The 24,219-nt window shown below is 70.2% G+C and carries 14 protein-coding genes; 11 read left to right on the top strand and 3 right to left on the bottom strand.

Going from position 1 to position 24,219, the window contains the following annotated elements; all coding sequences use genetic code 11:
- The first annotated feature begins 31 nt into the window (after positions 1–31).
- The 7 genes from QCZ28_RS10035 to QCZ28_RS10005 all read left to right on the top strand — a co-directional run bounded on the left by QCZ28_RS10035 (position 32) and on the right by QCZ28_RS10005 (position 10,993).
- Positions 32–2,311 carry a glycosyltransferase family 39 protein gene (locus QCZ28_RS10035; protein ID WP_279516327.1) on the top strand — a complete coding sequence of 760 codons (2,280 nt, stop codon included), beginning with the start codon at positions 32–34 and terminating at the stop codon, positions 2,309–2,311.
- Entirely contained in the window at positions 2,308–3,555 is a 1,248-nt protein-coding gene (locus tag QCZ28_RS10030) for a glycosyltransferase family 2 protein (protein ID WP_279516326.1), read from the top strand. Before QCZ28_RS10035 ends, QCZ28_RS10030 begins: the two co-directional genes overlap by 4 nt.
- A 247-nt stretch (positions 3,556–3,802) precedes the next feature.
- Positions 3,803–5,644, top strand: a complete 1,842-nt coding sequence (locus QCZ28_RS10025; RefSeq protein ID WP_279516325.1) for a glycoside hydrolase family 15 protein — start codon at positions 3,803–3,805, stop codon at positions 5,642–5,644.
- Positions 5,645–5,861: 217 nt separating this feature from the next.
- Positions 5,862–6,011: a hypothetical protein gene (locus QCZ28_RS10020; protein WP_165947858.1), complete on the top strand. Its 150-nt coding sequence runs from the start codon at positions 5,862–5,864 to the stop codon at positions 6,009–6,011.
- Between the two features lie 17 nt (positions 6,012–6,028).
- Positions 6,029–7,462: a class I SAM-dependent methyltransferase gene (locus tag QCZ28_RS10015; protein ID WP_279516324.1), complete on the top strand. Its 1,434-nt coding sequence runs from the start codon at positions 6,029–6,031 to the stop codon at positions 7,460–7,462.
- Positions 7,455–9,500 (top strand): sulfatase-like hydrolase/transferase, encoded by a 2,046-nt coding sequence (locus QCZ28_RS10010; RefSeq protein WP_279516323.1) that lies wholly within the window; start codon positions 7,455–7,457, stop codon positions 9,498–9,500. The genes QCZ28_RS10015 and QCZ28_RS10010 overlap by 8 nt, the downstream gene beginning before the upstream one ends.
- 209 nt (positions 9,501–9,709) lie before the next feature.
- A complete protein-coding gene (locus QCZ28_RS10005; RefSeq protein WP_279516322.1) occupies positions 9,710–10,993 on the top strand; it encodes a citrate synthase in 1,284 nt (427 codons plus the stop codon).
- A gap of 186 nt (positions 10,994–11,179) precedes the next feature.
- Here the strand turns inward: QCZ28_RS10005 and QCZ28_RS10000 are convergent, their stop codons facing one another.
- Entirely contained in the window at positions 11,180–11,824 is a 645-nt protein-coding gene (locus QCZ28_RS10000; RefSeq protein ID WP_279516321.1) for a maleylpyruvate isomerase N-terminal domain-containing protein, read from the bottom strand.
- A gap of 377 nt (positions 11,825–12,201) precedes the next feature.
- The gene (locus QCZ28_RS09995; RefSeq protein WP_279516320.1) at positions 12,202–13,647 is read right to left on the bottom strand and encodes a glycosyltransferase family 4 protein; all 1,446 of its coding nucleotides are present in this window, start codon (positions 13,645–13,647) and stop codon (positions 12,202–12,204) included.
- 318 nt (positions 13,648–13,965) lie between these two features.
- Between QCZ28_RS09995 and glgX the strand changes: the two genes are divergently transcribed.
- From glgX to treZ, 3 genes are read left to right on the top strand one after another with little or no spacing between them, the layout of a single operon-like run.
- Positions 13,966–16,083, top strand: a complete 2,118-nt coding sequence (gene glgX / locus QCZ28_RS09990) for a glycogen debranching protein GlgX (protein WP_279516319.1) — start codon at positions 13,966–13,968, stop codon at positions 16,081–16,083.
- Position 16,084: 1 nt separating this feature from the next.
- On the top strand, positions 16,085–18,391 hold the full coding sequence (gene treY, locus QCZ28_RS09985) for a malto-oligosyltrehalose synthase (protein WP_279516318.1): 2,307 nt from the start codon (positions 16,085–16,087) through the stop codon (positions 18,389–18,391).
- On the top strand, positions 18,388–20,112 hold the full coding sequence (gene treZ / locus QCZ28_RS09980; RefSeq protein WP_279516317.1) for a malto-oligosyltrehalose trehalohydrolase: 1,725 nt from the start codon (positions 18,388–18,390) through the stop codon (positions 20,110–20,112). Before treY ends, treZ begins: the two co-directional genes overlap by 4 nt.
- A gap of 430 nt (positions 20,113–20,542) precedes the next feature.
- On the opposite strand, the gene QCZ28_RS09975 is transcribed toward treZ, so the two are convergent.
- Positions 20,543–22,243 carry an AIPR family protein gene (locus QCZ28_RS09975; RefSeq protein ID WP_279516316.1) on the bottom strand — a complete coding sequence of 567 codons (1,701 nt, stop codon included), beginning with the start codon at positions 22,241–22,243 and terminating at the stop codon, positions 20,543–20,545.
- A 687-nt stretch (positions 22,244–22,930) separates the two neighbouring features.
- On the opposite strand from QCZ28_RS09975, the gene QCZ28_RS09970 reads away from it, so the two are divergent.
- Entirely contained in the window at positions 22,931–24,121 is a 1,191-nt protein-coding gene (locus QCZ28_RS09970) for a helix-turn-helix domain-containing protein (RefSeq protein ID WP_279516315.1), read from the top strand.
- Positions 24,122–24,219: the final 98 nt, after the last annotated feature.

Here is a 24,219-nt window from a genome sequence, read left to right as displayed (position 1 = left end):
TCGCGCCAGCTGAGCCGTCGAGGCTGGCCCAATGGACAAGACAGAGATCCTGCTGACGGCATCCGCCGCCGAGCCGCCGACGGCCGCACGCCCCGACGAGCACTCTCCGCGGACGCGCCGCTCGCCGGCCTGGGCCCGGCCCACGCTGGCGATGCTGCTGCTCGCCACCGGCCTGCTCTACCTGTGGGGTCTGGGCGCGTCCGGCTGGGCGAACTCGTTCTACGCGGCGGCCGTGCAGGCCGGCTCGGTGAGCGGGAAGGCGTTCCTCTACGGCTCGTCCGACGCCGCCAACTCCATCACCGTCGACAAGACACCCGCCTCGCTGTGGCTGATGGCCCTGTCCGTCCGCGTCTTCGGGCTGAACAGCTGGGCGATGCTCGTGCCGCAGGCGCTGTGCGGGGTGGCCTCGGTCGGCGTGCTCCACGCGACGGTGAAGCGCTGGTACGGGCCGGCCGCCGGTCTGATCGCCGGCGCGGTCCTCGCGGTCACCCCGGTGGCGACGCTGATGTTCCGGTTCAACAACCCCGACGCGCTGCTGGTCCTGCTGCTGGTCGCCGGGGCGTACGCCACCGTCCGCGCGGTGGAGACGGCCAGCACCCGGTGGATCGTGCTGGTCGGTGTCCTGGTCGGCTTCGGCTTCCTCACCAAGATGTTGCAGGCGTTCCTGGTGGTGCCGGTCTTCGCCGGCATCTACCTACTGGCCGCGCCGACCGCGCTGTGGCGGCGGGTCCGGCAGCTGCTGCTGGCCGGACTGGCGGTGCTGGTCTCCGCCGGCTGGTGGGTGGCGCTGGTCGAGCTGGTTCCGGCAGGTTCCCGCCCGTACGTCGGCGGTTCGCAGGGCAACAGCATCCTGGAACTGACCCTCGGCTACAACGGCCTCGGCCGAATCACCGGCGAGGAGGTCGGCAGCGTCGGCGGCGGTGGCGCGCGGCCGGGTGGCGGCGGCCCGTTCTCCGGGCAGACCGGTGTGCTGCGGATGTTCGGCGGTGAGGTCGGCGGTCAGGTCTCCTGGCTGCTGCCGGCCGCGCTGGTCCTGCTGGTCGTCGGCCTGGTGCTGGCCGGGCGGGCGCCCCGCACCGACCGTACGCGGGCCGGGCTGTTGCTCTGGGGCGGCTGGCTGCTGGTCACCGGTTTGATCTTCAGCTTCATGTCCGGGATCTTCCACGCCTACTACACCGTGGCGCTCGCACCGGCGATCGGCGCGCTGGTCGGCATCGGCGTGACGCTGCTCTGGCGGCAGCACCAACTGCTGCCCACGCCGGCGGGTGTCCGGTCTGGAACGCCGGCCGCGGTTCCGGCTGCCGCTCCGACCGCCGGGACAGCGGCCGGCGACCCGTCGCCCACGTCCGCCGAAGGTGCCGCTGGCGGCGTGCGTAGGCAGCGGTGGCGTCCGCTGGCCGCGTCGGCGACGCTCGCCGGCACTCTCTCGGTCACCGTCTGGTGGGCATGGGTGCTGCTCGGGCGCAGCCCGGACTGGCACCCGTGGCTGCGGACCACCGTGGTCGTCGCCGGCCTGGTCGGCGCGGCGCTGCTCCTGCTGGCCAGCCGGCTGCCCCGCCGGTTGGTGCCGGTGGTGCTGGGCCTCGGCGCGGCGGCGGCCCTCGCGGGCCCGGTGGCGTACGCGGTGCAGACCGCCGCGACCCCGCACGCCGGCTCCATCCCGAGCGCCGGTCCGTTCGTGGCGGGCGGGTTCGGCCGGGGCGGCTTCCCCGGCGGGCGACCGCCCGGCGGCATGGAACTGCCGGCCGGCGGTCAACTCCCCGGCGGTGGCCAGTTTCCGGGCGGCTTCCCCGGCGGGGGTCAACTCCCCGCTGGCGGCCGGGACGGTGGCGGCCGGGACGCTGGCGGCCAGAACGGCGGGCAGGGGCCGGGCTTCCCCGGCGGTGGCCGCAACGGCGGGCCCGCGGGTGGCCAGGGGCGTTCGGCCGGCGGGGGAATGGGCGGGCTGCTCGACGCCCGTGAGCCCAGCGCCGCGCTGCGCGAGCTGCTGGAGCACGACAGCGCCGACTACACCTGGGTGGCGGCGACCATCGGCTCGAACAACGCCTCCGGCTACCAGCTCGCCACCGGCGAGCCGGTGATGCCGATCGGCGGGTTCAACGGCAGCGACCCGTCACCGACCCTCGCGCAGTTCCAACAGTACGTGGCCGACGGAAAGATCCACTACTACATCGGTGGTGGTGGCTTCCGGGCCAACGGCGGCAGCTCGGCCTCCCAGGAGATCGCCGCCTGGGTCGCGGCGACGTTCACGGCGCAGACCGTCGACGGGGTCACCGTCTACGACCTCGGCGCCGGTACGGAGGCGTCGTGACCGCGCTGGGTGACCCACGGGCTGCCGTCCACGCCCGACCCACCGCCGCGGTGCTGGACGTGGTGATCCCGGTCTACAACGAGGAGGCCGACCTCGGGCCGTGCGTACGGCGGCTGCACGCCCACCTGAGCCAGCACTTCCCGTACCCGTTCCAGATCACCATCGCCGACAACGCGAGCGTCGACGACACCCTGAAGGTCGCCGACGGCCTCGCCGGTGAGCTGCCCGGCGTCGAGGTGCTGCACCTGGACGCCAAGGGGCGGGGGAGGGCACTCTCCGCCGCCTGGTCGGCGTCGTCCGCGCCCGTGCTGGCATACATGGACGTGGACCTGTCCACCGATCTGGCGGCGCTGTTGCCGCTGGTCGCGCCCCTCATCTCCGGCCACTCCGACCTGGCGATCGGCACCCGGCTGGCGCGGACTTCCCGGGTGGTGCGCGGTGCCAAGCGGGAGGTGATCTCCCGGGCCTACAACCTGCTGCTGCGCGGCGCGTTGGCGGCGCGGTTCTCCGACGCGCAGTGCGGGTTCAAGGCGATCCGCGCGGACGTGGCCGCGGAGCTGCTCCCGTTGGTGCGCGACACCGGCTGGTTCTTCGACACCGAGCTGCTGGTGCTGGCCCAGCGGGCCGGGCTGCGCATCCACGAGGTGCCGGTCGACTGGGTGGACGACCCGGACAGCCGAGTCGACATCGTCGCCACCGCGCTGGCCGACCTGCGCGGCGTGGGTCGGCTGGGCCGGGCGCTGCTCACCGGCGCGCTGCCACTGGCCGACCTGCGCGCGCAGCTCGGTCGAGCGCCGCTGACCGGGCCGTGTGCCCAGCCCGGAGCGGCTCTGCCGGGTCAGATGCCGGTCGGGCTGCCCCGGCAGCTGGTCCGGTTCGCGGCCGTGGGGCTGGCGAGCACGCTCGCGTACCTGCTGCTGTTCGTGGCCACCCGGAGCCTGCTTGGCGCGCAGCCGGCGAACCTGCTGGCGCTGTTGCTGACGGCGGTGGCGAACACGGCCGCGAACCGCCGGCTGACGTTCGGCATCAGCGGACGTCGGCACGCCGGTCGGCACCACGCGCAGGGATTGTTGGCCTTCGCCCTCGGTCTGGCGTTGACCAGTGGCGCGTTGGCCGTACTGCACGCCGTCTCCGCCGTACCGGCCCGTCCGGTGGAGCTGGCCGTGCTGGTGGCCGCGAACCTGACCGCCACCGTGCTGCGGTTCGTGCTGCTGCGCCTCGGCATGCACCACCGCCGTACCTGAGGCGCCGGTCAGCCAGCGGCGGCCTCGCGGACCAGCCGGCGTGCCTCGTCTCGGGGCACGTCGGTCGGCCCGGAGGAGGTCGTTGGCGACCAGTTCCCGCACCGCGTCCTCGTCGGCCGGCTCGGCGAACTCCTCGGTGTGAACGAGAGGCTGCCGGACCAGTTGACGAACTGTCGCATGCGGCGGTGTACCCACCGGCATGACCGGTAGTCGCGTTTCCGCGTCGACCCGCCGGGTAAGGAGTCGCGTGCCGGCCTTCGGCTTCGCGCGCACGCCGCCGATCGACTCGTACGCGTTCCTCTCCGACACCCACACCGGGGCGTTGATCGGCGCGGACGGCGCTGTCGACTGGTTCTGTGTGCCGCACTTCGAGGGCGACGCGGTCTTCGCCCGGCTGCTGGACCGTCGCGTCGGTGGCGCGTTCACCGTCTCCGTCGCCGCTGACGCCGCGCCGGTCCGCCGGTACCTGCCCGGCACCCTGGTGCTGGAGAGCGCGTACCGGGCCGCCGGTGGCACCGCGACCGGTCAGGACTTCCTCGCCGTCCGGACCGGCGACGAGGCACAGCCGTTCCGCGCGGAGATGCTGCTGGTGCGCCGCCTGCACGTGGGTGCCGGGTCGGTGCGGGTGCGGGCCGAGGTGACACCGCGCCCCGGGTACGGTTCCCGCCCGGTGGACTGGCGGTGGGACCACGGCCAGTGGGAGGCTGCCGAGGCGGGGCTGCGGCTGCGTTCCGCGTTGCCGTTCCGGGTCGACGGCGCGACACTGCGCGCCGAGGCGGTGCTGCGCGCGGGGCAGACGATCGACGTGCTGCTCGGCTACGGCCCCGGCCGCATCGACGAGGTCGACCCGGCCGAGCTGCTGGAGCGGACCTGCCGGAGCTGGCGGGAGTGGTCGGACCGCATCGACTACACCGGGCGGGGCAGCGCCGAGGTGCGGCACAGCGCGGCCGTCCTGCGGGGGCTGTCGTTCGACGAGACCGGGGCGTTGCTCGCCGCGCCGACCGCCTCGCTGCCGGAAGAGATCGGCGGGGTGCGCAACTGGGACTACCGCTTCACCTGGCACCGCGACGCCGCGCTGCTGCTGCTCGCGCTGTTTAGGCTGGGCCACGCCGAGGAGGGCCGTCGTTACCTGCACTTCCTGCTCACCATGTGCGACTGTGCCGGCGAGGTTCTCACCCCCCTCGTCGGGATCCACGGGGTGACCCGCGAGGAGGCGGTGCTGGAGCACCTCGACGGGTACGCCGACTCACGGCCGGTGCGTATCGGCAACGAGGCCGCCCAGCAGCTGCAGTTCGACACGTACGGGCACGTGCTCGACGCCACGCTGTCGTACCAGCAGCTCACCGGCGAGTTGACCACTGAGCAGTGGCAGGTGCTGCGGCGGCACGTGGACACCATGGCCACCCGGTGGCGGGAGCCGGACCACGGCATCTGGGAGATCCGCGGGCCGCTGCGGCACTACGTCAACTCGAAGATGATGGCCTGGGTCTGCCTCGACCGGGGCATCCGCCTGGCCGGCCTGGTCGGCGACCACGACGCCCCCGTCGAGCGGTGGCGCCGGGAGCGCGACGCCATCCACGCCGAGGTCGTCGAGCGTGGTTTCGACAGCGGCATCGGCAGCTTCGTGCTGGCGTACGACTCGACCGAACTCGACGCGTCGTTGCTGCGGATGCCCCTGGTCGGGTTCCTCGCCGGTGACGACCCTCGGGTGCTGTCCACCATCGATCGCATCCGGCGGGATCTGGCCGTCGCCCCGGCGCTCATCCGCCGGTACACGGCCGACGACGGGTTGCCCGGGCAGGAGGGCGCGTTCCTGCTGTGCTGCTTCGAGCTGGTCTCGGCCCTGGTCCTGGCGGGGCGACGCGAGCAGGCCGCCGAGCTGTTCGACCAGTTGTGCGGGCACGCCGGGCCGCTCGGCCTGTACGCCGAGCAGCTCGACGCCGACGGCACCGCGTTGGGCAACTACCCGCAGGCCTTCACCCACCTGGCGTTGATCGAGGCGGCGCTGAACCTCGACGGTGCCGGCGACCGCGACGCGCTGCACGCGTGGGCGCAACGGACGCCGCGACCGGGAACGGCCGGCGGCTGACCGCGTCGCGGTGAGGTCTCCGCGCGTGTCCGCAGCGTGCCGGCGTGCCCGGCCGTCGCTGCCGCATTCTGTGCCGAGGCTGGGAGTCCGCCGATGTGCCCGCGACGGCGACGGGGACCAGCGTACGGTGATGGACAAGTCCGGCTTTCCGGGTTAAAAGCCTCATTGGTGATGACCGAGATGCCGGTGTCGAGACGGCGAGGGCAAGGAGCGATCCGTGGAACATCTGGCCTACCTGGACGCGGGGTCCGGCAGCCTGATCGTGCAGGCGGTCGTGGGTGGGGTGGCCGGCGCCGCGGTCGCCGCGAAGCTCTACTGGCGACGGCTCGTCGACCGGTTCCGCCGGCAACCCACCGACCAGCGCTGAGCAGGCCAGTCGCGACCATGGCGATCTCACCCACCGGGGTACGGCCCGAGCCGGCCTCCTTCCGCGACCCGGCCAACCGGGTCTTCCACGTCGGCGACGAGGTGCTGCGCGGGCTGGACCCCCAGGCCGCGCAGCACTGGCGGGCGCTGACCGGCAGCACGTTCTTTCCGGCGCTCGTTGCCGCGCGCAAGGTCTGCGCCACCGAGGACGCCCCGCCCACACTGGTGCCCGCCGCGACCGGAACACCGTGGGCCGCCGTGCTGCGTCACGAGCGCATCCCGTTCGTCTCCCACCCGTACGAGTGGTCGTTCAGCATGCTGCGCGACGCCGCCCTGCTGCACCTGGAGATCCTCAACGCCGCGCTCGGCGAGGGATTCACCACGAAGGACGGCTCCGCGTACAACCTGCAGTGGCGCGGCGCCGAACCGGTCTTCATCGACATCGGCTCGTTCGAACCGGTCCGCGACGGCGAACCGTGGGCCGGCTACCGGCAGTTCTGCCAGACCGTGCTCTACCCGCTGATGCTCACCGCCCACCTGGGCGTCGACTTCCAACCCTGGCTGCGCGCCCGGGTCGACGGCATCGAGGCCGACGAGCTGCGACCCCTGTTCACCGGTGCCCGCCGGCTGCGCCCCGGCGTGCTCACCCACCTGCACCTGCACGGGGCCATGCAGCAACGCAACGCCGCCGCCAGCACCACCGAGGTCCGCGACCAACTGCGCGCTGCCGGCTTCTCCCGGGAGTTGCTGCTCGCCACCGTACGCGGCATCGAGAAACTGGTCCGCAAGCTGGAGCACCGCCCGGCCGGCACCCACTGGTCGGACTACCAGCAAACCTGCGGCTACTCGGTGCGCGACCGGGTGGCGAAGGAGCAGTTCGTGGCCGCCTCGGTGGCCGCCGCCGGCACCCGCCCCCGCCTGGTGCTCGACCTCGGCGCCAACGACGGCCGGTACTCCCGCCTGGCGGCCGGGCACGCCGACTACGTGGTCGCCGTCGAGCAGGACCCGGCCGTTGTCGACGAGTTGTACCGCAAGCTGCGCTCCGAGGGGCAGCGGCGCATCCTGCCGCTGGTGCTGGACCTGGCCGACCCCTCGCCGGGTGGCGGCTGGCGCGGCGTCGAGCGGGCCGGCTTCGCCGAGCGGGCGTCCGCCGACGTGGTGCTCGCCCTGGCCGTCGTGCACCATTTGGCGATCGGGCGCAACGTGCCGCTGCCGGAGGTCGTCGACTGGCTGGCCGGGCTGACCGCGCCGGGCGGCGCGGTGGTGGTGGAGTTCGTCCACCCGGAGGACCCGATGGCGACCCGGCTGCTGGCCAACAAGCCCGCCGGCCTCTTCCCGGACTACCGCCGCGACACCTTCGAGACGCTGCTCGCCGCCCGGGGACGGATCACCGACCGGCTGGAGCTGCCCTCGGGCACCCGCACCCTCTACCGGACGGTGATGGGTGGCTGAACCGGTCTCCGTCGACCCGCCCGCCCCGCCGGACCCGCCCGCCGGGCGGTGGGAGCGGGGCTGGCGCGCAGAGCTGGGTCGGCTGCTGGAGATCGTCGCGCTGGTCGGTCTCGTGGTCACCCAACCCCTGCTGGACGTGCTCGGCCGCAGCCCCGACTTCTTCCTCTTCCACCGCGCCGACCCGGCCGAGATCCTGCTGCTGGTAGCCCTGGTGACGGTGGTCCCCACCGTCGCGGTGGCGCTGCTCGGCGCGCTCAGCCGACTCGCCGGCCGGACCGCCCGCGCCGTCACCCACACCGGGCTGATCGGGCTGCTGGTCGCCGCGCTCGCCGTGCAGGTGGGCCGACACGTGACGCCGCTTCGGGGCGTACCGCTGCTGCTGGTCGCCGTGCTGGCCGGAGCCGCCGGCGCGCTCGCGCACCGGCGGTGGCGGGCGCCGGGCCGGGTCCTGCGACTGGCCGCCGCCGGCCCGGTGGCCTTCGTGGCGCTCTTCCTGCTCGTCTCACCCACCTCGGCGGTGGTCCTGCCGCGCGGCGACGGCGGTGCGGCCGGCACCGCGCAGGGCTCGGCCGTGCACCCACCGGTGGTCATGCTGATCCTCGACGAGCTGCCACTGGTCAGCCTGCTCGGCGCGGACGGGAAGATCGACGCCGGGCGGTACCCGCACTTCGCCGAGCTGGCCGGCGCCTCCACCTGGTACCGCAACTCGACAGGGGTCAGCGGGTGGACACCGAACGCGCTGCCGGCGATGCTCACCGGCCGCTACCCGGCGAAGCCCGTCGCCCCGCACTACTCGCAGTACCCGGACAACATCTTCACCGCCTTCGGCGGCCTCTACGACATCAAGGCCGAGGAGAGCATCACCCGGTTGTGCCCACCCAGCCGGTGCGAACAGCCGGTCACCCCGGAACAGGGGATGGGCGTGCTGGTCCGCGAGACCGGCAAACTGCTCGGCCGGGTCGCCGGACCCACCGAGAGCACCGTCGACCCGGAAGACTCCTACCGCGAGCAGACCCGGGCCGAAGCCGGCCTGGACGCCGCCGAACCGGTGCCGGCCGACCCGAAGTTCCGCTGGGACAGCCTGGACGACAACCAACCGGCCCGGTTCACCAGCTTCCTGGCCGGGCTGAAGCCGACCGCCCGCCCCACATTGCACTTCCTGCACCTGCTGATGCCGCACTCACCGTGGGCGTACCTGCCGTCCGGCGCGCGCTACGACGCACCCGAGGACCTGCCCAACGACGGCGCCGGCTGGGTCGACCTGGCCCGGCAGCGGCACCTCGCCCAGCTCGGCTACACCGACCGGCTGATCGGCGAGACACTGCGGACGCTGCGCGCCAGCGGCCTCTACGACCAGGCGCTCGTCGTGGTGACCGCCGACCACGGGGTGAGCTTCCGCCCCGGCGCCCAGGGCCGGGGCATGGACGCCATCAAGGCCGCCGCCGGCGAGGTCGCCTGGGTGCCGACGTTCGTCAAGGAACCCCGGCAGCAGACCGGCCGGGTCGACGACCGCAACTGGGAACACGTCGACCTGCTGCCGACGGTGGCCGACGAGGCCGGCATCCGGTTGCCCTGGCGTGTCGACGGGCGCTCCGCCCGGCAGGCGCCCCGCACCGACGGTACGAAGCACTTCTACGACCGCCCCGGCGAACCGGTCACCTTCCCCGGCGGCGTGCCCACCCCTCCGCCACTGCCCACACCGCATCCTCTGGTCGGCACCGAGGTACGCGCCGGCCCGGCCGCCGGCACCGCCCGGGTCGCCGACCTGGCCGCGTTCACCGCCACCGACCCGGACACCGGCACCCTGCCGGCGCTGGTCTGGGGCGACGTCCCGGACGGGATCCCGGACGGCACCCTGCTCGCCGTCGCCGTCAACGGCCGCATCGGGGCGGTCGTCCCGGTGGTGCCGGCCGACCCCGGTGGACGCCGGTTCGCCGCGCTGCTCGCCGACGACAAGCTGTTCCACGCCGGCACCAACACACTCGACGTCTACCAGGTCGCGGCGGACGGTGCGCTGCGCCGCCTCACCCTGTCGTGACCTGGCTCCGGGGGTCGGTCCGGCCTGGCTTTCCGGGCCGGCCCGGTCTGGTCCCGGCTGGCGGGACGCCGGGTTTCCCGGCCGCCTGGTCGGGAATCGGGTGACGCATACCTCACCGCCGAACCACGGCGGGCGTTGTCCCCCGAGCCGCAATTACGGTAGAAGCGAAGGCAATTCAACGTAGATCTGCCGGCGAAGCGAGGAACCACATGACGGAAGTCAAGCTCGATCACCCCGGTGGGCAGCTGTCGATGCCGGTGCATCCTGCGGTCGAGGGCCCCGCCGGTATCGGGGTGAGCAAGCTGCTGAAGGAAACCGGGATGACCACGTACGACCCCGGTTTCGTCAACACCGCCGCTGCCTCATCCGCGATCACCTACATCGACGGCGACGCGGGCATCCTGCGTTACCGGGGGTATCCGATCGAGCAGCTGGCCGAGAAGTCCTCCTTCCTGGAGGTCTCCTACCTGCTCATCTACGGTGAGCTGCCGACCGAGCAGCAGCTGACCGAGTTCACCGAGTGGATTCGGCGGCACTCGCTGCTGCACGAGGAGATGCGTCGCTTCTTCGACGGCTTCCCCCGGGACGCCCACCCGATGGCGGTGCTCTCGTCCGCGGTGAGCGCCCTGTCCACCTTTTACCAGGACAGCCTGGACCCGTTCGACTCCGAGCACGTGGAGATCTCCACGGTCCGGCTGATGGCCAAGGTCCCCACCATCGCCTCGTACGCGTACAAGAAGTCCATCGGTCAGCCGCTGCTGTACCCGGACAACTCGCTGGGCTACGTGGACAACCTGCTGCGGATGACGTTCGGCGTGCCGGCGGAGCCGTACGAGGTCGACCCGGTGATGTCGAAGGTGCTGGACATGCTCTTCGTCCTGCACGCCGACCACGAGCAGAACTGCTCCACGTCGACCGTCCGGCTGGTCGGCTCCAGCAACGCCAACCTGTTCGCCTCGGTCTCGGCCGGCGTGAACGCGCTGTTCGGCCCCCTGCACGGCGGCGCCAACCAGGCGGTGCTGGAGATGCTCCAGCAGATCCACGCCGGCGACGACGACGTCCGGTCCTTCGTCCGTAAGGTCAAGGACAAGGAGGACGGCGTCAAGCTGATGGGCTTCGGCCACCGGGTCTACAAGAACTACGACCCGCGGGCGGCGATCGTCAAGAAGGCCGCGCAGGACGTGCTGGGCCGGATGGCCAAGCCCGACCCGCTGCTGGACATCGCCATGGAGCTGGAGGAGATCGCCCTCGCCGACGACTTCTTCGTCTCGCGTCGGCTCTACCCGAACGTGGACTTCTACACCGGTCTGATCTACAAGGCCATGGGCTTCCCGACGAAGATGTTCACCGTGCTCTTCGCGCTCGGCCGGCTTCCCGGCTGGATCGCCCAGTGGCGCGAGATGATCAACGACCCGGAGACCAAGATCGGCCGTCCGCGGCAGGTCTACGTCGGCTCCGCCGAGCGGAACTACGTCCCCTTCGGCGAGCGCTGACCCGCTCTTCGTTGCACCGACAGGCCGTCGACCCTCCCGGGTCGGCGGCCTGTCGCGTTTCCGCTCTCCGGCCGTGCCCGATCGCCCTTGATCGACTCGGGATCCTTGAAGGCGCGGTGTTCCTCGGACCGGGACACTCCGACTTTCAGGAAGCCGAGTCGATCACGCGCGGGCGCCGGCGGGTGCTCAGAAGGCCGAGATGTCCTGGGATCGTTCGCTGCGGCTCAGGGCGCTGATCAGCGCCGACTGGCCGTGGCGGCGCACCGCCAGGCGGACCAGCAGGTCCCTGACGGGGTCGAAGACGTCCGCCGGGAACTCCGGCGTGGGTACGCCGACGCTCACCGCGAGGTCGTCGGAGTGCACGACGATCTCCAGCTGGCGGGTGAGCAGGAAGTCACCGCGCCGCAGCGACCAGCCCTGCCACGGGATCGGCACGACCTCACCGGCGGCACCCCGCGAGAGCAGGTCGCCGACCACCTCCAGCGCCTGGGCGCAGCGGGCGTGCAGGTCGGCCGGTCCGCGGGCCGCGTCCGCCTCGTCGTTGCTCTCGGCGACCGACTTCTCGTCCGGGGTGCCCTCGCTGACCCACGGGGCCTGCTCGTAGTGGTCGTCCGCCGAATCCAACGTCGGTAGGTCGGTCGGCATCGGCAGCAACTCGGCGGCGCGGACCGCCTGACGTCCCAGGTGGCACGCCAGGCCACCCACCGACAGGTGCGGCAGCGCGCTCGGGTGTGACCACCGCTCGGTCACCTCGGGGCGTCGGATCAGGTCCAGCGCGATGGCGGCGGCGGTCGGAAAGGTGGCATCCAGGGCGTCGACAGCGCGAAACATCAGCACATTCTGGCAGCACCGGCCGACAGCCGCCGAGCGGCGCGGCCCGGCCCGACGGCCCTCACACCCGGCGGGCGCAGCTTGATCGACTCGGCCCGGCCGGCACCACACCCGCCGGGCCCACCCGCGTGGCCCGCCCCGACGGGCACACCACACCGGCCGGGCCCAGCGTGATCAACTCGGCTTTCAGGAAGTCGGGGTGTCCCAGTGCCGGGGACACCCCGACTTCACGAAAACCGAGTCGATCAACCGCCAAAGGCATGGCCCCGCCAGGCCGCGCCCCGCCAGGCCGCGCCCCGCCAGGCCGCGCCCCGCCAGGCCGCGCCCCGCCAGGCCGCGCCCCGCCCTGCCAACCGCAAGGGCCGGGTCGGCGCGGGTCAGCGCAGGCCGGCGGCGGCGAGCAGGTTGCCCTCGGGGAGCGCCGGAAGCGCACGGCCCTGCGACATCCGCTGCTCGGCGCGCTCGGCGGTGAACGCGGCGTCGTGCTGGATGGCGGCGGCGTAGCTGGCGGCGGTGTGCTGGGCGATCGCGGCCCAGCCGTACTGGTCGTGGACCATCCGGCGGGCGTGGCGGGCCATGGCACGGGTGCCCTCGGCGTCCGACAGCAGGGCGTGCACGGCGTCGGTCAGGCTGTCCGGGTCGTGTGGGCGGAAGGTCATCCCGGTGACACCCGGTTCGACGATCTCGGCGAGGCCACCGGTGGCGGCGACGGCGAGCGGGGCACCGGCCGCAGCGCCTTCCAGGGCGACCATGCCGAACGGCTCGTAGATGCTGGGCACGGCGAAGCAGTCGGACGCGGCCATCAGCGCCGGCAGGTCGGTGCCGCCGAGGAAGCCCGGCATGCTGACCATGCCGCCCAGGCCGCGGCGGTGCACCTCGGCCTCCAGTTCGGCGCGGTACGGGCCGTCGCCGGCGATCACGGCACGCAGCCCGGGGTGCCGTTCGCGCAGCCGGGGGAGCGCGGCGATCAGGTGCTGCACGCCCTTCTCGTACACCAGGCGGCCGGCGAAGGTGACCAGCGGGCCGTTCCCGGCGAACCGGGCGCGGGCGGCGGCCACCGCACTCGCGGGCACCCGCCAGCGGTGCGGCTCCACGCCGTTGGCGACCACGTCGACCCGCCCGGCCGGTACGCCGAACAGCGCGTTCACCTCGTCGCGCATGTACCCGGAGCAGACGATCACCCGGTTGGACTCGCTGCTGAGCCAGTGCTCGACGCCGTGGATGGTGCGGTTCATCTCCTCCGGCAGCCAGCCCTGGTGCCGACCCGCCTCGGTGGCGTGGATCGTGCTGACCAGCGGGATGTCCAGGTGGTCGCGCAGCGTCATCGCGGTGTGCGCGACGAGCCAGTCGTGGGCGTGGATGACGTCGTACGAGCCGGCCTGGGTGGCGCGCAGCGCGGTGCGGGTGAGGGTGTGGTTGAAGGCCATCGTCCAGGCCAGCAGTGAGCCGGTGGCGAGGGGGAAGGTGACCGGGTCCTCGGGGGCGCGCAGGATGCGCACGCCCTCGGCGTACTCCTCCAGGGGTGCGCCCTCGCTGTGCCGGGTGACGACGGTGACCTCGTGGCCGGCGGCGGCCAGGGCCACCGACAGGGCGTGCACGTGGCGGCCGAGGCCACCGACGAGCACCGGCGGGTACTCCCAGGACAGCATGAGGATGCGGCGGGTCTGCGGGGGCACCCCGGCGCCGGACTGCGCCGGCACGGGCGTGCCGGGCTGCACGCCAAGAGCGGGGCCGGGCTGCGCGGGGGGCCGTGAGGTGAGGGTGGGCCGGTGGGCCCGTTCCTTGGTGGCAGCGAGCTGCTCGTCGACCCGCAGGGTCGTCACATCAATCTCCGTCCATGCATGGTGGTGCGCGCCGGCGTCAGTGGCGGCGGAGCGAGAGGTGTAAGGGGTGGCCGAGGGCCTGGCGGGCGCGAGCGGACGCTTGCCCCCGAACAAGGAAAGGGCATCCGGCCCAAGAACGCATCTCGAAAAGGGCCATCGTGACGGAGGACACCCGATGGTTTAGGTCGCATCAGACAGGTGGTTTCCGGGCACCGCCTGAAAGGATGGATTGGCGCGCACGGGCAGGGGGCACTACCTGCCTGCGCGCGCGGGCCAGCGTCGGCCGGTGCGCACATCACCACGGGTTGAGGGAGCAAGATGCAGGTCTGGCCGGGCGAGCGGTATCCCCTGGGCGCCACCTACGACGGGATGGGCACCAACTTCGCCATCTTCTCCGAGGTGGCCGAGCGGGTCGAGCTGTGCCTCTTCGACGAGTGGGACACCGGCGCGGAGCGCCGCGTCGAGCTGCGCGAGGTGGACGCCTACGTGTGGCACGCGTACCTGCCGGGCATCGAGCCCGGTCAGCGCTACGGCTACCGGGTGCACGGCCCGTACGACCCCGCGAACGGGCTGCGCTGCAACCCGAACAAGCTGCTGATCGACCCGTACGCGAAGGCCATCGACGGTGACGTGACGTGGGACCCGGCGGTCTACGACTACGACATGGCCGAGCCGGAGCGGATGAACGAGACCGACTCGGCGCCGTTCATGCCGAAGTCGGTGGTGGTGAACCCGTACTTCGACTGGGGCAACGACAAGCCGCCGCGCACCCCTTACCACCACTCGGTGATCTACGAGGCGCACGTACGCGGGCTGACCATGCGCCACCCGGACATCCCGGAGGAGCTGCGCGGCACGTACGCGGGCATCGCCTCCCCACCGATGATCGACTATCTGACCCGGCTCGGGGTGACGGCGATCGAGCTGATGCCGGTGCACCAGTTCGTGCACGACCACCGGCTCAACGATCTGGGGCTGCGCAACTACTGGGGTTACAACACCATCGGGTTCTTCGCCCCGCACCACGGCTACTCGGCGCTGGGCCGGCTCGGCCAGCAGGTGCAGGAGTTCCGGGGCATGGTGAAGGCGCTGCACGCGGCGGGCATCGAGGTCATCCTCGACGTGGTCTACAACCACACCGCCGAGGGCAACCACCTCGGGCCGACGCTGAGCTTCAAGGGCGTGGACGCGCCCAGTTACTACCGGCTCAGCGAGGAGGACCGGCGCTACTTCGTCGACTACACCGGCACCGGCAACAGCCTCAACGTGCGCAGCCCGCACTCGCTGCAACTGATCATGGATTCGTTGCGGTACTGGGTGACCGAGATGCACGTCGACGGCTTCCGGTTCGACCTGGCGGCCACCCTGGCCCGCGAGTTCTACGAGGTGGACCGCCTGTCCACCTTCTTCGAGGTGGTGCAGCAGGACCCGGTGGTCAGCCGGGTGAAGCTGATCGCCGAGCCGTGGGACGTCGGCCCCGGCGGCTACCAGGTGGGCAACTTCCCGCCACTGTGGACGGAGTGGAACGGCAAGTACCGCGACACCGTACGGGACTTCTGGCGCGGTGAGCCGGCCACCCTGGCCGAGTTCGCGTCCCGCATCTCCGGCTCGGCCGACCTCTACCAGGACGACGGCCGCCGACCGTTCCACAGCATCAACTTCGTCACCGTGCACGACGGGTTCACCCTCAACGACCTGGTGTCGTACAACGACAAGCACAACGAGGCCAACGGCGAGGACAACCGGGACGGCGAGAGCCACAACCGGTCCTGGAACTGCGGGGTCGAGGGCGACACCGACGACGAGGCGGTGCTCGCGCTGCGGGCCAAGCAGCGGCGCAACTTCCTGGCCACCCTGATGCTGTCGCAGGGCGTGCCGATGATCGGCCACGGCGACGAGCTGGGCCGCACCCAGCACGGCAACAACAACGTCTACTGCCAGGACAGCGAGCTGTCCTGGGTCGACTGGGACAACGCCGACGAGCAGCTGCTGGACTTCGTCCGCACGCTCACCGCGTTCCGCAAACGACACCAGGTGTTCCGCCGCCGCCGGTTCTTCACCGGACTGCCGGTGGGCGGGCGCGGCATCGACGAGCCGCTGCCCGACCTGGCCTGGTACACCCCGGACGGGCGGGAGATGACCGGCGAGGACTGGGGCAACGACTTCGGCCGCTCGGTGGCGCTCTTCGTCAACGGTGAGGGCATCCGCGAGCGCGGCCAGTACGGCCAGAAGCACCACGACGCGTCGTTCCTGCTCTGCTTCAACGCCCACGACGCGCCGCTGGACTTCGCCATGCCCGGCAGCGAGTACGGCCAGAAGTGGGAGCGGGTGATCAGCACCGCCGAACCGGAGCCGGACGACGCCACGGTGATCAGCGCGGGCGGCACCATCCGGGTGCCGGACCGCTCCCTCGTCGTGCTGGAGAGGATGATCTGACATGCCGGCCACCCCTCCGAAGGCCACCTACCGCGTCCAGGTCCGCCCCGGTTTCGACCTGGACGCCACCGCCGCGATCGTCGACTACCTGGCCGACCTGGGCGTCAGCCACCTCTACAGCGCCCCGCTGCTGACCGCCACCCCCGGCTCCCCGCACGGCTACGACGTGGTCGACCACCGGGCCGTCAACCCGGAGCTGGGCGGGGAGGCCGCCCGGCAGCGGCTGCTGCGCGCGCTGCGCGACAAGGGCCTCGGCCTGGTCGTCGACATCGTGCCCAACCACGCCGGGGTGGCCGTCCCGGCCGCCAACCCGGCCTGGTGGGACGTGCTGCGCCGGGGACGCGACTCGGCGTACGCCGACTGGTTCGACATCGACTGGGACCGGGGCCGCCTGCTGCTGCCGGTGCTGGCCGACGACCCGGGCGCCCTGGACGACCTCAAGCTCGTCGACGGGGAATTGCGCTACCACGAGCACCGCTTCCCGGTCGCCGACGGCACCGGCGACGGCAGCGCCGCCCAGGTGCACGACCGACAGCACTACGAGCTGGTCTCCTGGCGGCGCGGTGACGCCGAGCTGACGTACCGCCGGTTCTTCGCCATCGCGGGCCTGGCGGGCCTGCGGGTGGAGGACCCGGCGGTGTTCGCCGCCACCCACGAGCTGATCCTGCGCTGGGCCGCCGCCGGGGAGGTCGACGGCATCCGCGTCGACCACCCGGACGGCCTGCGCGACCCGGCCGGCTACCTGGCCCGGCTGCGGGCCGCCGCGCCGGACGCCTGGCTCGTGGTGGAGAAGATCCTGGAGTACGGCGAGGAGCTGCCGGACTGGCCGGTGGACGGCACCACCGGCTACGACGCCCTGGCCATGGCCGGTGGGCTCTTCATCGACATCGACGCCGAGGGCGACTTCACGGTGCTGGACACCCAGCTGGCCGGTCGGCGTACCTCCTGGGAGGACCTGACCCACACCACCAAGCTGGCCGCCGCCACCCAACTGCTCGCCGCCGAGCTGACCCGGCTGGCCGCCCTCGCCCCCGAGGTGCCCACCGAGCAGGCCCGCGCGGCGCTCGCCGAGCTGGCCGCCGCGTTCGACGTCTACCGGGGCTACCCGCCGCACGGCGCCCGGCACCTCGCCGCCGCCCGCTCCGAGGCCGGCCGCCGCCGCCCCGACCTGGCCGCCGCCCTGGACGCGATCACCCGCCGGCTGCGCAACCCCGACGACGAGCTGGGCATGCGGTTCCCCCAGCTCACCGGTGCGGTGATGGCCAAGGGCGTGGAGGACACCGCGTTCTACCGCTGGACCCGGTTCGTGGCGCTCAACGAGGTCGGCGACAGCCCCACCCGCTTCGGCGTGCCACCCGCGGAGTTCCACCGCTTCGCCGCCGCCCAGCAGGTCCGCTGGCCGGCCAGCATGACCACCCTCTCCACCCACGACACCAAACGCGGCGAGGACGTCCGCGCCCGCCTCGCCGTGCTCAGCGAACTGCCGGGCCGCTGGGCCGAGCAGGTCAAGACCTGGATGGAGTACGCGCCGCTGCCCGACCCGGCGTTCGCGCACCTGCTCTGGCAGACCGCCGTCGGCGCGTGGCCGATCGAACGGGAACGGCTGCACGCGTACGTCGAGAAGGCCGCCCGGGAGGCCGGCGCCTCGACCAGCTGGGCGGACCCGAACCCGGCCTTCGAGCAGGCACTGCACGACGTGGTCGACCGCTTGTACGACGACCCGAGCCTGCACGACGAGCTGACCGAACTCGCCGCCGCGATCACCCCGGCCGGCTGGTGCAACTCCCTCGGGCAGAAGCTCATCCAGCTCACCATGCCCGGGGTGCCGGACACCTACCAGGGCACCGAGCTGTGGGACAACTCCCTCGTCGACCCCGACAACCGCCGCCCGGTCGACTTCGACGTACGCCGAGAGTTGCTGGCACGCATCGACGGCGGCTGGCGTCCCCCGATCGACACCGACGGAGCGGCGAAGCTGCTCGTCGTGTCGCGGACCCTGCGGTTGCGGCGGGCGCACCCGGAGCTGTTCACCACCTACCGGCCGGTGCCCGCGCACGGGCCGTTGGGCCGGCACGCCCTGGCCTTCGACCGGGGTGGCGTGATCGCCGTGGCGACCCGGCTGCCGCTGGGCCTGGCCCGCGCCGGCGGGTGGTGCGACACAGCCCTGTCACTTCCCGTTCACGAGATGAAGGACCTGTTCACCGGCCGGGTCTACAGTGGCGGGGAGACGCCACTGGACACTCTTCTGGCCGACTATCCCGTCGCTCTGCTGGCTCCTCCCACCGCTGCCGAGGAGGCCGTTTCATGACCGAATTCTCCGTCTGGGCACCGGACGCCACCCGGGTGCGGCTGCGCCTGGCCGGCGACACCGACCACGAGATGCGCGCCGCCGCCGACGGCTGGTGGCAGGTCGAGGTGCCCGACGCCGGCCTCGACTACTCCTTTCTGCTGAACGACGACGAAACCCCACTGCCCGACCCCCGGTCACCGTGGCAGCCTGCGGGAGTGCACGGGCCCAGCCGCCGCTACGACCACGCCGAATTCGCGTGGTCCGACAGCTCGTGGACCGGCCGGCAACTGCCCGGCAGCATCCTCTACGAGCTGCACATCGGCACCTTCACCCCGGACGGCACCTTCGACGCGGCCATCGACCGCCTCGACCACCTCGTCTCGCTCGGTGTCGACCTGATCGAACTGCTCCCGGTCAACGCCTTCAACGGCGAACACAACTGGGGGTACGACGGCGTCTGCTGGTATGCCCCACACGAGCCCTACGGCGGCCCCGACGGCCTCAAACGGTTCGTCGACGCCGCCCATGCTCGCGGTCTGGGGGTGATCCTCGACGTTGTCTACAACCATTTCGGGCCCTCCGGGGCCTACGCGCCGCAGTTCGGCCCGTACCTCGCTGAGCAATCGAACAGCTGGGGGCGCTCGGTCAACCTGGACGGGCCGCACTCCGACGAGGTACGCCGCTACATCATCGGCAGCGTCCTCATGTGGCTGCGCGACTACCACGTGGACGGGCTACGCCTCGATGCCGTACACGCGCTGCCGGACACGCGGGCGGTGCCGCTCTTGGAGGAACTGGCGATTGAGGTCGAGGCTCTGTCGACGCACCTGGGTCGGCCGCTGTCGCTGATCGCCGAGTCTGACCTCAACGACCCGCGGCTCATCACGCCTCGGGAGGCGGGCGGGTTCGGGCTGCACGCGCAGTGGAACGACGACGCCCACCACGCGCTGCACACGTTGCTGACGGGGGAGCGGCAGGGGTACTACGGCGACTTCGGGTCCCTGGAGACGCTGTCGGACGTGTTGACCGGCGGGTTCTTCCACGCGGGGACCTGGTCGAGCTTCCGCAACCGGCACCACGGGCGGCCTCTGGATTCCCGCGTTCCTGGTCATCGGCTTGTGGCTTACCTTCAGAACCATGATCAGATCGGGAACCGGGCTACCGGGGATCGGATCTCCGCCTCGTTGTCGCCCGCGCTGCTGCGGGTTGGCGCTGTCCTGCTGCTGACCGCGCCGTTCACTCCGATGCTGTTCATGGGGGAGGAGTGGGCGGCCTCCACGCCGTGGCAGTTCTTCACCTCGCACCCCGAGCCGGAGTTGGCCTCTGCGGTGCGGACGGGGCGGCGGCGGGAGTTCGCCTCACACGGGTGGCCGGAGGGGGACGTGCCGGACCCGCAGGACCCGGAGACGTTCGTACGGTCGCGGTTGGACTGGGCCGAGCTGGATAAGCCCGAGCATGCGTCAATGCTGTCGTTCTACCAGCGGTTGATTGCCTTGCGTCGGTCTTCTCCGGACCTGTCTGATCCTCGGCTGCACGCTGTTTCTGTGCAGCACGGGGACCAGTTCCTGGTGATGCGGCGGGGGGACACGCTTGTGGTGGCGAACTTTGCTGGGCGGGGGCAGGGGGTGTCGCTGCCTGGGGTGGCTCGGCGGGTGCTCCTGGCTACGGGGGAGGGCGTCACCGTGATGCGTGACCGGATCGAGCTGCCTGCGGAGACTGCGGCGATCGTGGCGCTCTGAATTCAGAGGTGCGTGCCTCGGCGGAGCGAACCGCCGTAAGACTGGCACGATGAAGGTTGGACTTCGACGCGTCGATGTGGTTAGTCGGGTGGTCCTAAATGCCGTCCGGAGGTAGAACGAGGCCTGTTGCTGCTGGCGATGGGCGGCGAACCAAACTTTGCCGGGCCTGCTAGGCAGGTTGCAGCCGCACACGTCGGCGTCGCCTCGTGGTCGACGCTTTTCCGCGAGACGGCGCCCTGAACGGCGAGTGCTATCCGTCGGTCCCGTGCTGCACTTTGTCCCACGCAGCACGGGAACCAGGTCGGCTAATGCGAGGGTTGGCACGCCCACCGTGGCTGACTGGGCGGTTTGCAGGCGTCGACATTGCACGGTGGTACGGTCGGTGCTGCTGGTAGGTGGAGTGCTGTCGGGCTTGGCCCTCGTCCCAATCTCAGATGGTTGAGCTGACTAAATCATTGCGCACGCGATCTACAAGATCCCGGCATCGAGTCGCATTCTTGAACAGGCTGGTGATGTAGTTATTGCCGTATGCATCCTCGACATGTTGCGTTAGCAAATTGAGTACCGTGCTGGTTAGGTCGGGCACGGCTTCCAACTGCTTGGCCCAATTTTCGTCGGGGCTATCAATGCGAGACATGTCGATCTGGCGGAAAACCAGATGCGCGACTATTCGATTTCCTTGAACAGCGATCGCCCGCGCTCGCCCGTCTCGAATCTGCCTTTCTTTCGACAATGAAGCATCCACTGCTCGAAGAACTCCGACGGCTCGCCAAACCTTGTAAGCGGTCACGCTAGGATTAAAAAGTACAGAGTAAGGAGGCTTTTCGGTTGATTCCCACAGTCGACCAATTGTGCTTTTTGCCTGCACGGCTAGGTTCGGGTCCCGCGAAGCGCAGGCGAGCGCAACCGTGGCGTCAGTTATAGTGCAGCCAGTTGCAAGAGTGGGCGGTTGATCCCCCCTTTTGATGGCATAAGTTTTTTGAAGCGACAGAAGCATTTCGGTTCGGAGGCGACCCTGCTCAGGGTCCAGCGCCACAAAGTCTCTGCTCTCGACGGTGTTCTGAGTGTTCGTTGCTCTGGTAACCGCTGTTGCAAAGTCTGGCGGACAGCCCTCCAGCGAGATAAACCTGACCCAGACTCTCGCACCTTCTACCTTCTCGCTCGTCCTGCGCAACGCATTGCTAATGCTCGCCACAGTTTGTGCGCCATTCACCACGCTTGCCCCGGTTAACGAAAAGTGGCCGAAGTTTCGCGTATTTGCTCCTCGTTGGTTTTTTCGAACCCTGTCGCATAACACTGTAACGCCGTTGTTGAAGTACCAGAAATGATCGGTCTCCGATGTGAGCGTATCTATCAAGTTCGAGTTAACTAGCGTGTTCCCCAGTGCGTTGCGGAGGTTCTTCGCGAAGAGACGATCCCCGTATCGCTCATACCACTCGCCTATTACTGAAGCCCCAACAATTCCGTAATAGGCCTCATATGGCTCACTTATGGTTCCCCAGCTTTCGAGAGTCAAGTCAAGGTCGATACTGCTGCCCGACGTGCCCTGAGCAACCGCCGCATGTAGATCTTGGAGGCCAATTATCTCAGTTTCCGCGTAAGTCTCATTCCCGTAATTCATTTCCTGCAAGAAGTCTTCATATACTTCTTGAACCGGCTTCGCTAGCTCAGTTGATCCGGTTGTTGCAACAGCTAGTGTAAACCTAATGTCGTAATCGCTGAGTGCCTCGGAAAGCTCGGACTGAATGGCCTGTATCCTCGGATTGAAACGGTCAAAGCGCTCGTTGGTGAGATCGCGAAAGCCGGCAATAAAGTTCCTCGATTCTCCCAATCCGATAGTCCCTGTCCCATTGCCGTCCCACTTCGACTGCACTAGGAATACGCGAGAGTTTGTCCGGTCGATAAAAATGGCATCGATGCCGTTGTCGTTACTTCCGTCTACTACCGTCTTGGCCGCTTCGTTCGGTGTTAGATTTGTAAGGCGCTGAATGGCGAACGCGGCCAATGCGCGGGTAAGGAATAGCTTGGACTTGTGCGCCTCCGACGCATCACCCACGTCCGAGAAGTCGATTAGTCCAGCATAGGAACGCTCTAGTGCCTCACGAATGTGGCGAACGTGCAACTTGCTCATGCGTCGACCTTCCGCTGCGGCTTGGGCGGGTCCTGCGAGCTTGTAATTTGCCAGGATCGTTGGCCTCGGCGCAAGAGCAGATTGAACCCATGTTCCGAACTTGCTGTGTCTGAGGCGGCAAGGGCGCCACGCCACGGCTTGACCTGCTTAACGGCAACTGCCTGATCATGAACCCCTGCGGAGCCTCTGCGCTGCTGCGTTGACAGCGAGGCTGTCGGCGTTGTGACCAATAGGAGTTGTCCGGACAAGACCTAGATGGCACTAACCTTCCTGCGTGGGAGGACGCCATCTGACGCTTTCCCGACAAAGCAGATCGCAGCTTGGACCGAGAAGTGTGCTCGCCGCAGGAACTCATGGGCGCAGACGCCTGCGAGTATCCACGTTCGCCCGCTTATCGAGCCAGCGGGAACCAGTAGCCGCGATAGGTGGATCGGGCTTCGGGCATGGTCGGTCATTAAGGTGGTCGCTTTGGCGGAAAGCGCGAGGTTGTGGTACGAGGCGCAGTGCGTCCGGGCCTACCAGCGAAGAGAAGCTAGCCTTCTGGATGGCTGGGTGATTTGAGGCGCAGCGCGGGTGTTTTGTGGAACTCGGCGTCACCGCCGCGACGCTCTGCGGGTGTACCGTCCACGTGCGGGGTGGAGGCCCATGGCCGCTATCCCAGTCCTCTAGCTGGGAGTGGGCGAAGGCGTGGTGAAGAAGCCAGACACCATTGGTGCCAGGATCCGGTACTGGCGGATGCGCCGTGGCGGCATGACACAGGCCGTCCTCGCCGGACTCGCTGGCGTCACCCAGTCGTACGTGTCGCAGGTCGAGTCGGGTCGGAAGACCATCGACCGGCGTTCCACTCTGGTTGCTCTTGCCGCTGCACTCCAGGTCACGGTCGCCGACCTGCTCGGCCAGGGCACGGAGTCCGGCGATCCAGCCCGGGAGAGCGCCGCCGAGTGCGTGCCGGCGATCTGGTCGGCCCTGATTGAGATCGAGGACGGCGAGCGCCGCTCGTCAACCTACACACCGGATCGGCTGAGCGCCGAGATCGCCCGCGCCGACCAACTTCGCAATGCGTGCAACTACCCGGCATTGGCCCGTCTCCTTCCGGGTCTACTGCTCGAAGCCGCCGCCATGGGTGGGACGACGCTCGCCCAGGTCGCCTACCTGGCCTCCACGTGCCTTCGGCACCTCGGCTACCGCCACTTGGCCCTCAACGCCGCCCGCGTATCGGTTTCCGCTGCTGCGAATGTCGAGGATCGAGCGTGGATTGGCGCGTCACAGTTCATCTACGCGCAGAGCCTGCCGATCGAGTCCGCACGCCTGGCAGCCAGGGTCGCTGACCGGTCGTTGATGGAGCTTCAGGGAGACGCGTCCGACGTCCGGGTGCGGCAAATCCTTGGTCAACTTCACCTAATGGCCGCGCTGGCCTCCGCCGTGGACGCTCGCCCGGACGTCGCTCGTGACCACCTCGTCGAAGCCTCGCGAGAGGCGGCGAGTCTGGGCGATCCAGCCGACGGAGGCGGCTTCAACGGATGCTGCTTCGGGCCGACCAACGTCGGGCTCTGGAAGATGTCCATCGCCGCCGAGCAGGGCGAGTCCGGCAAGGTGATCGAGCTGTCCCGGACGATCCGACCGCAGGTGCTCAAGGCATCGAACCGCCAACTGTCCTACTGGCTCGACATCGGACGAGCGCTGGCGGACGGCGGCCGTCGGGACGCCGAAGCTCTCGCCGCGTTCGTGCAGGCCGAGCGCGCAGCGCCGATCCCTTTCGCCATCAACCCTCTCGCCCGCGACGCCGTGGTGACCCTCGCTCAGCGTGCCCAGCGCCGCGCCATCCCCGAGGACTTGCGCCTGCTCGCCGGTCGCATAGGCATCAACCTGGCCGCATAACTGCCAGTAATCAGGGCATCACCAATCCGCCGTACTGTCCGGTTTGGGACGTGAGCACGTCCTGATGGTCCAGCGCGGCAACGGTCGATCCTGAGCTG

The organism is Micromonospora sp. DH14 (assembly GCF_029809455.1).
Taxonomy (GTDB): Bacteria; Actinomycetota; Actinomycetes; order Mycobacteriales; family Micromonosporaceae; genus Micromonospora; species Micromonospora parva.
The sequence above is the reverse complement of the archived record's forward strand: the minus strand, read 5'-3'. Positions and strand labels throughout refer to the sequence as shown.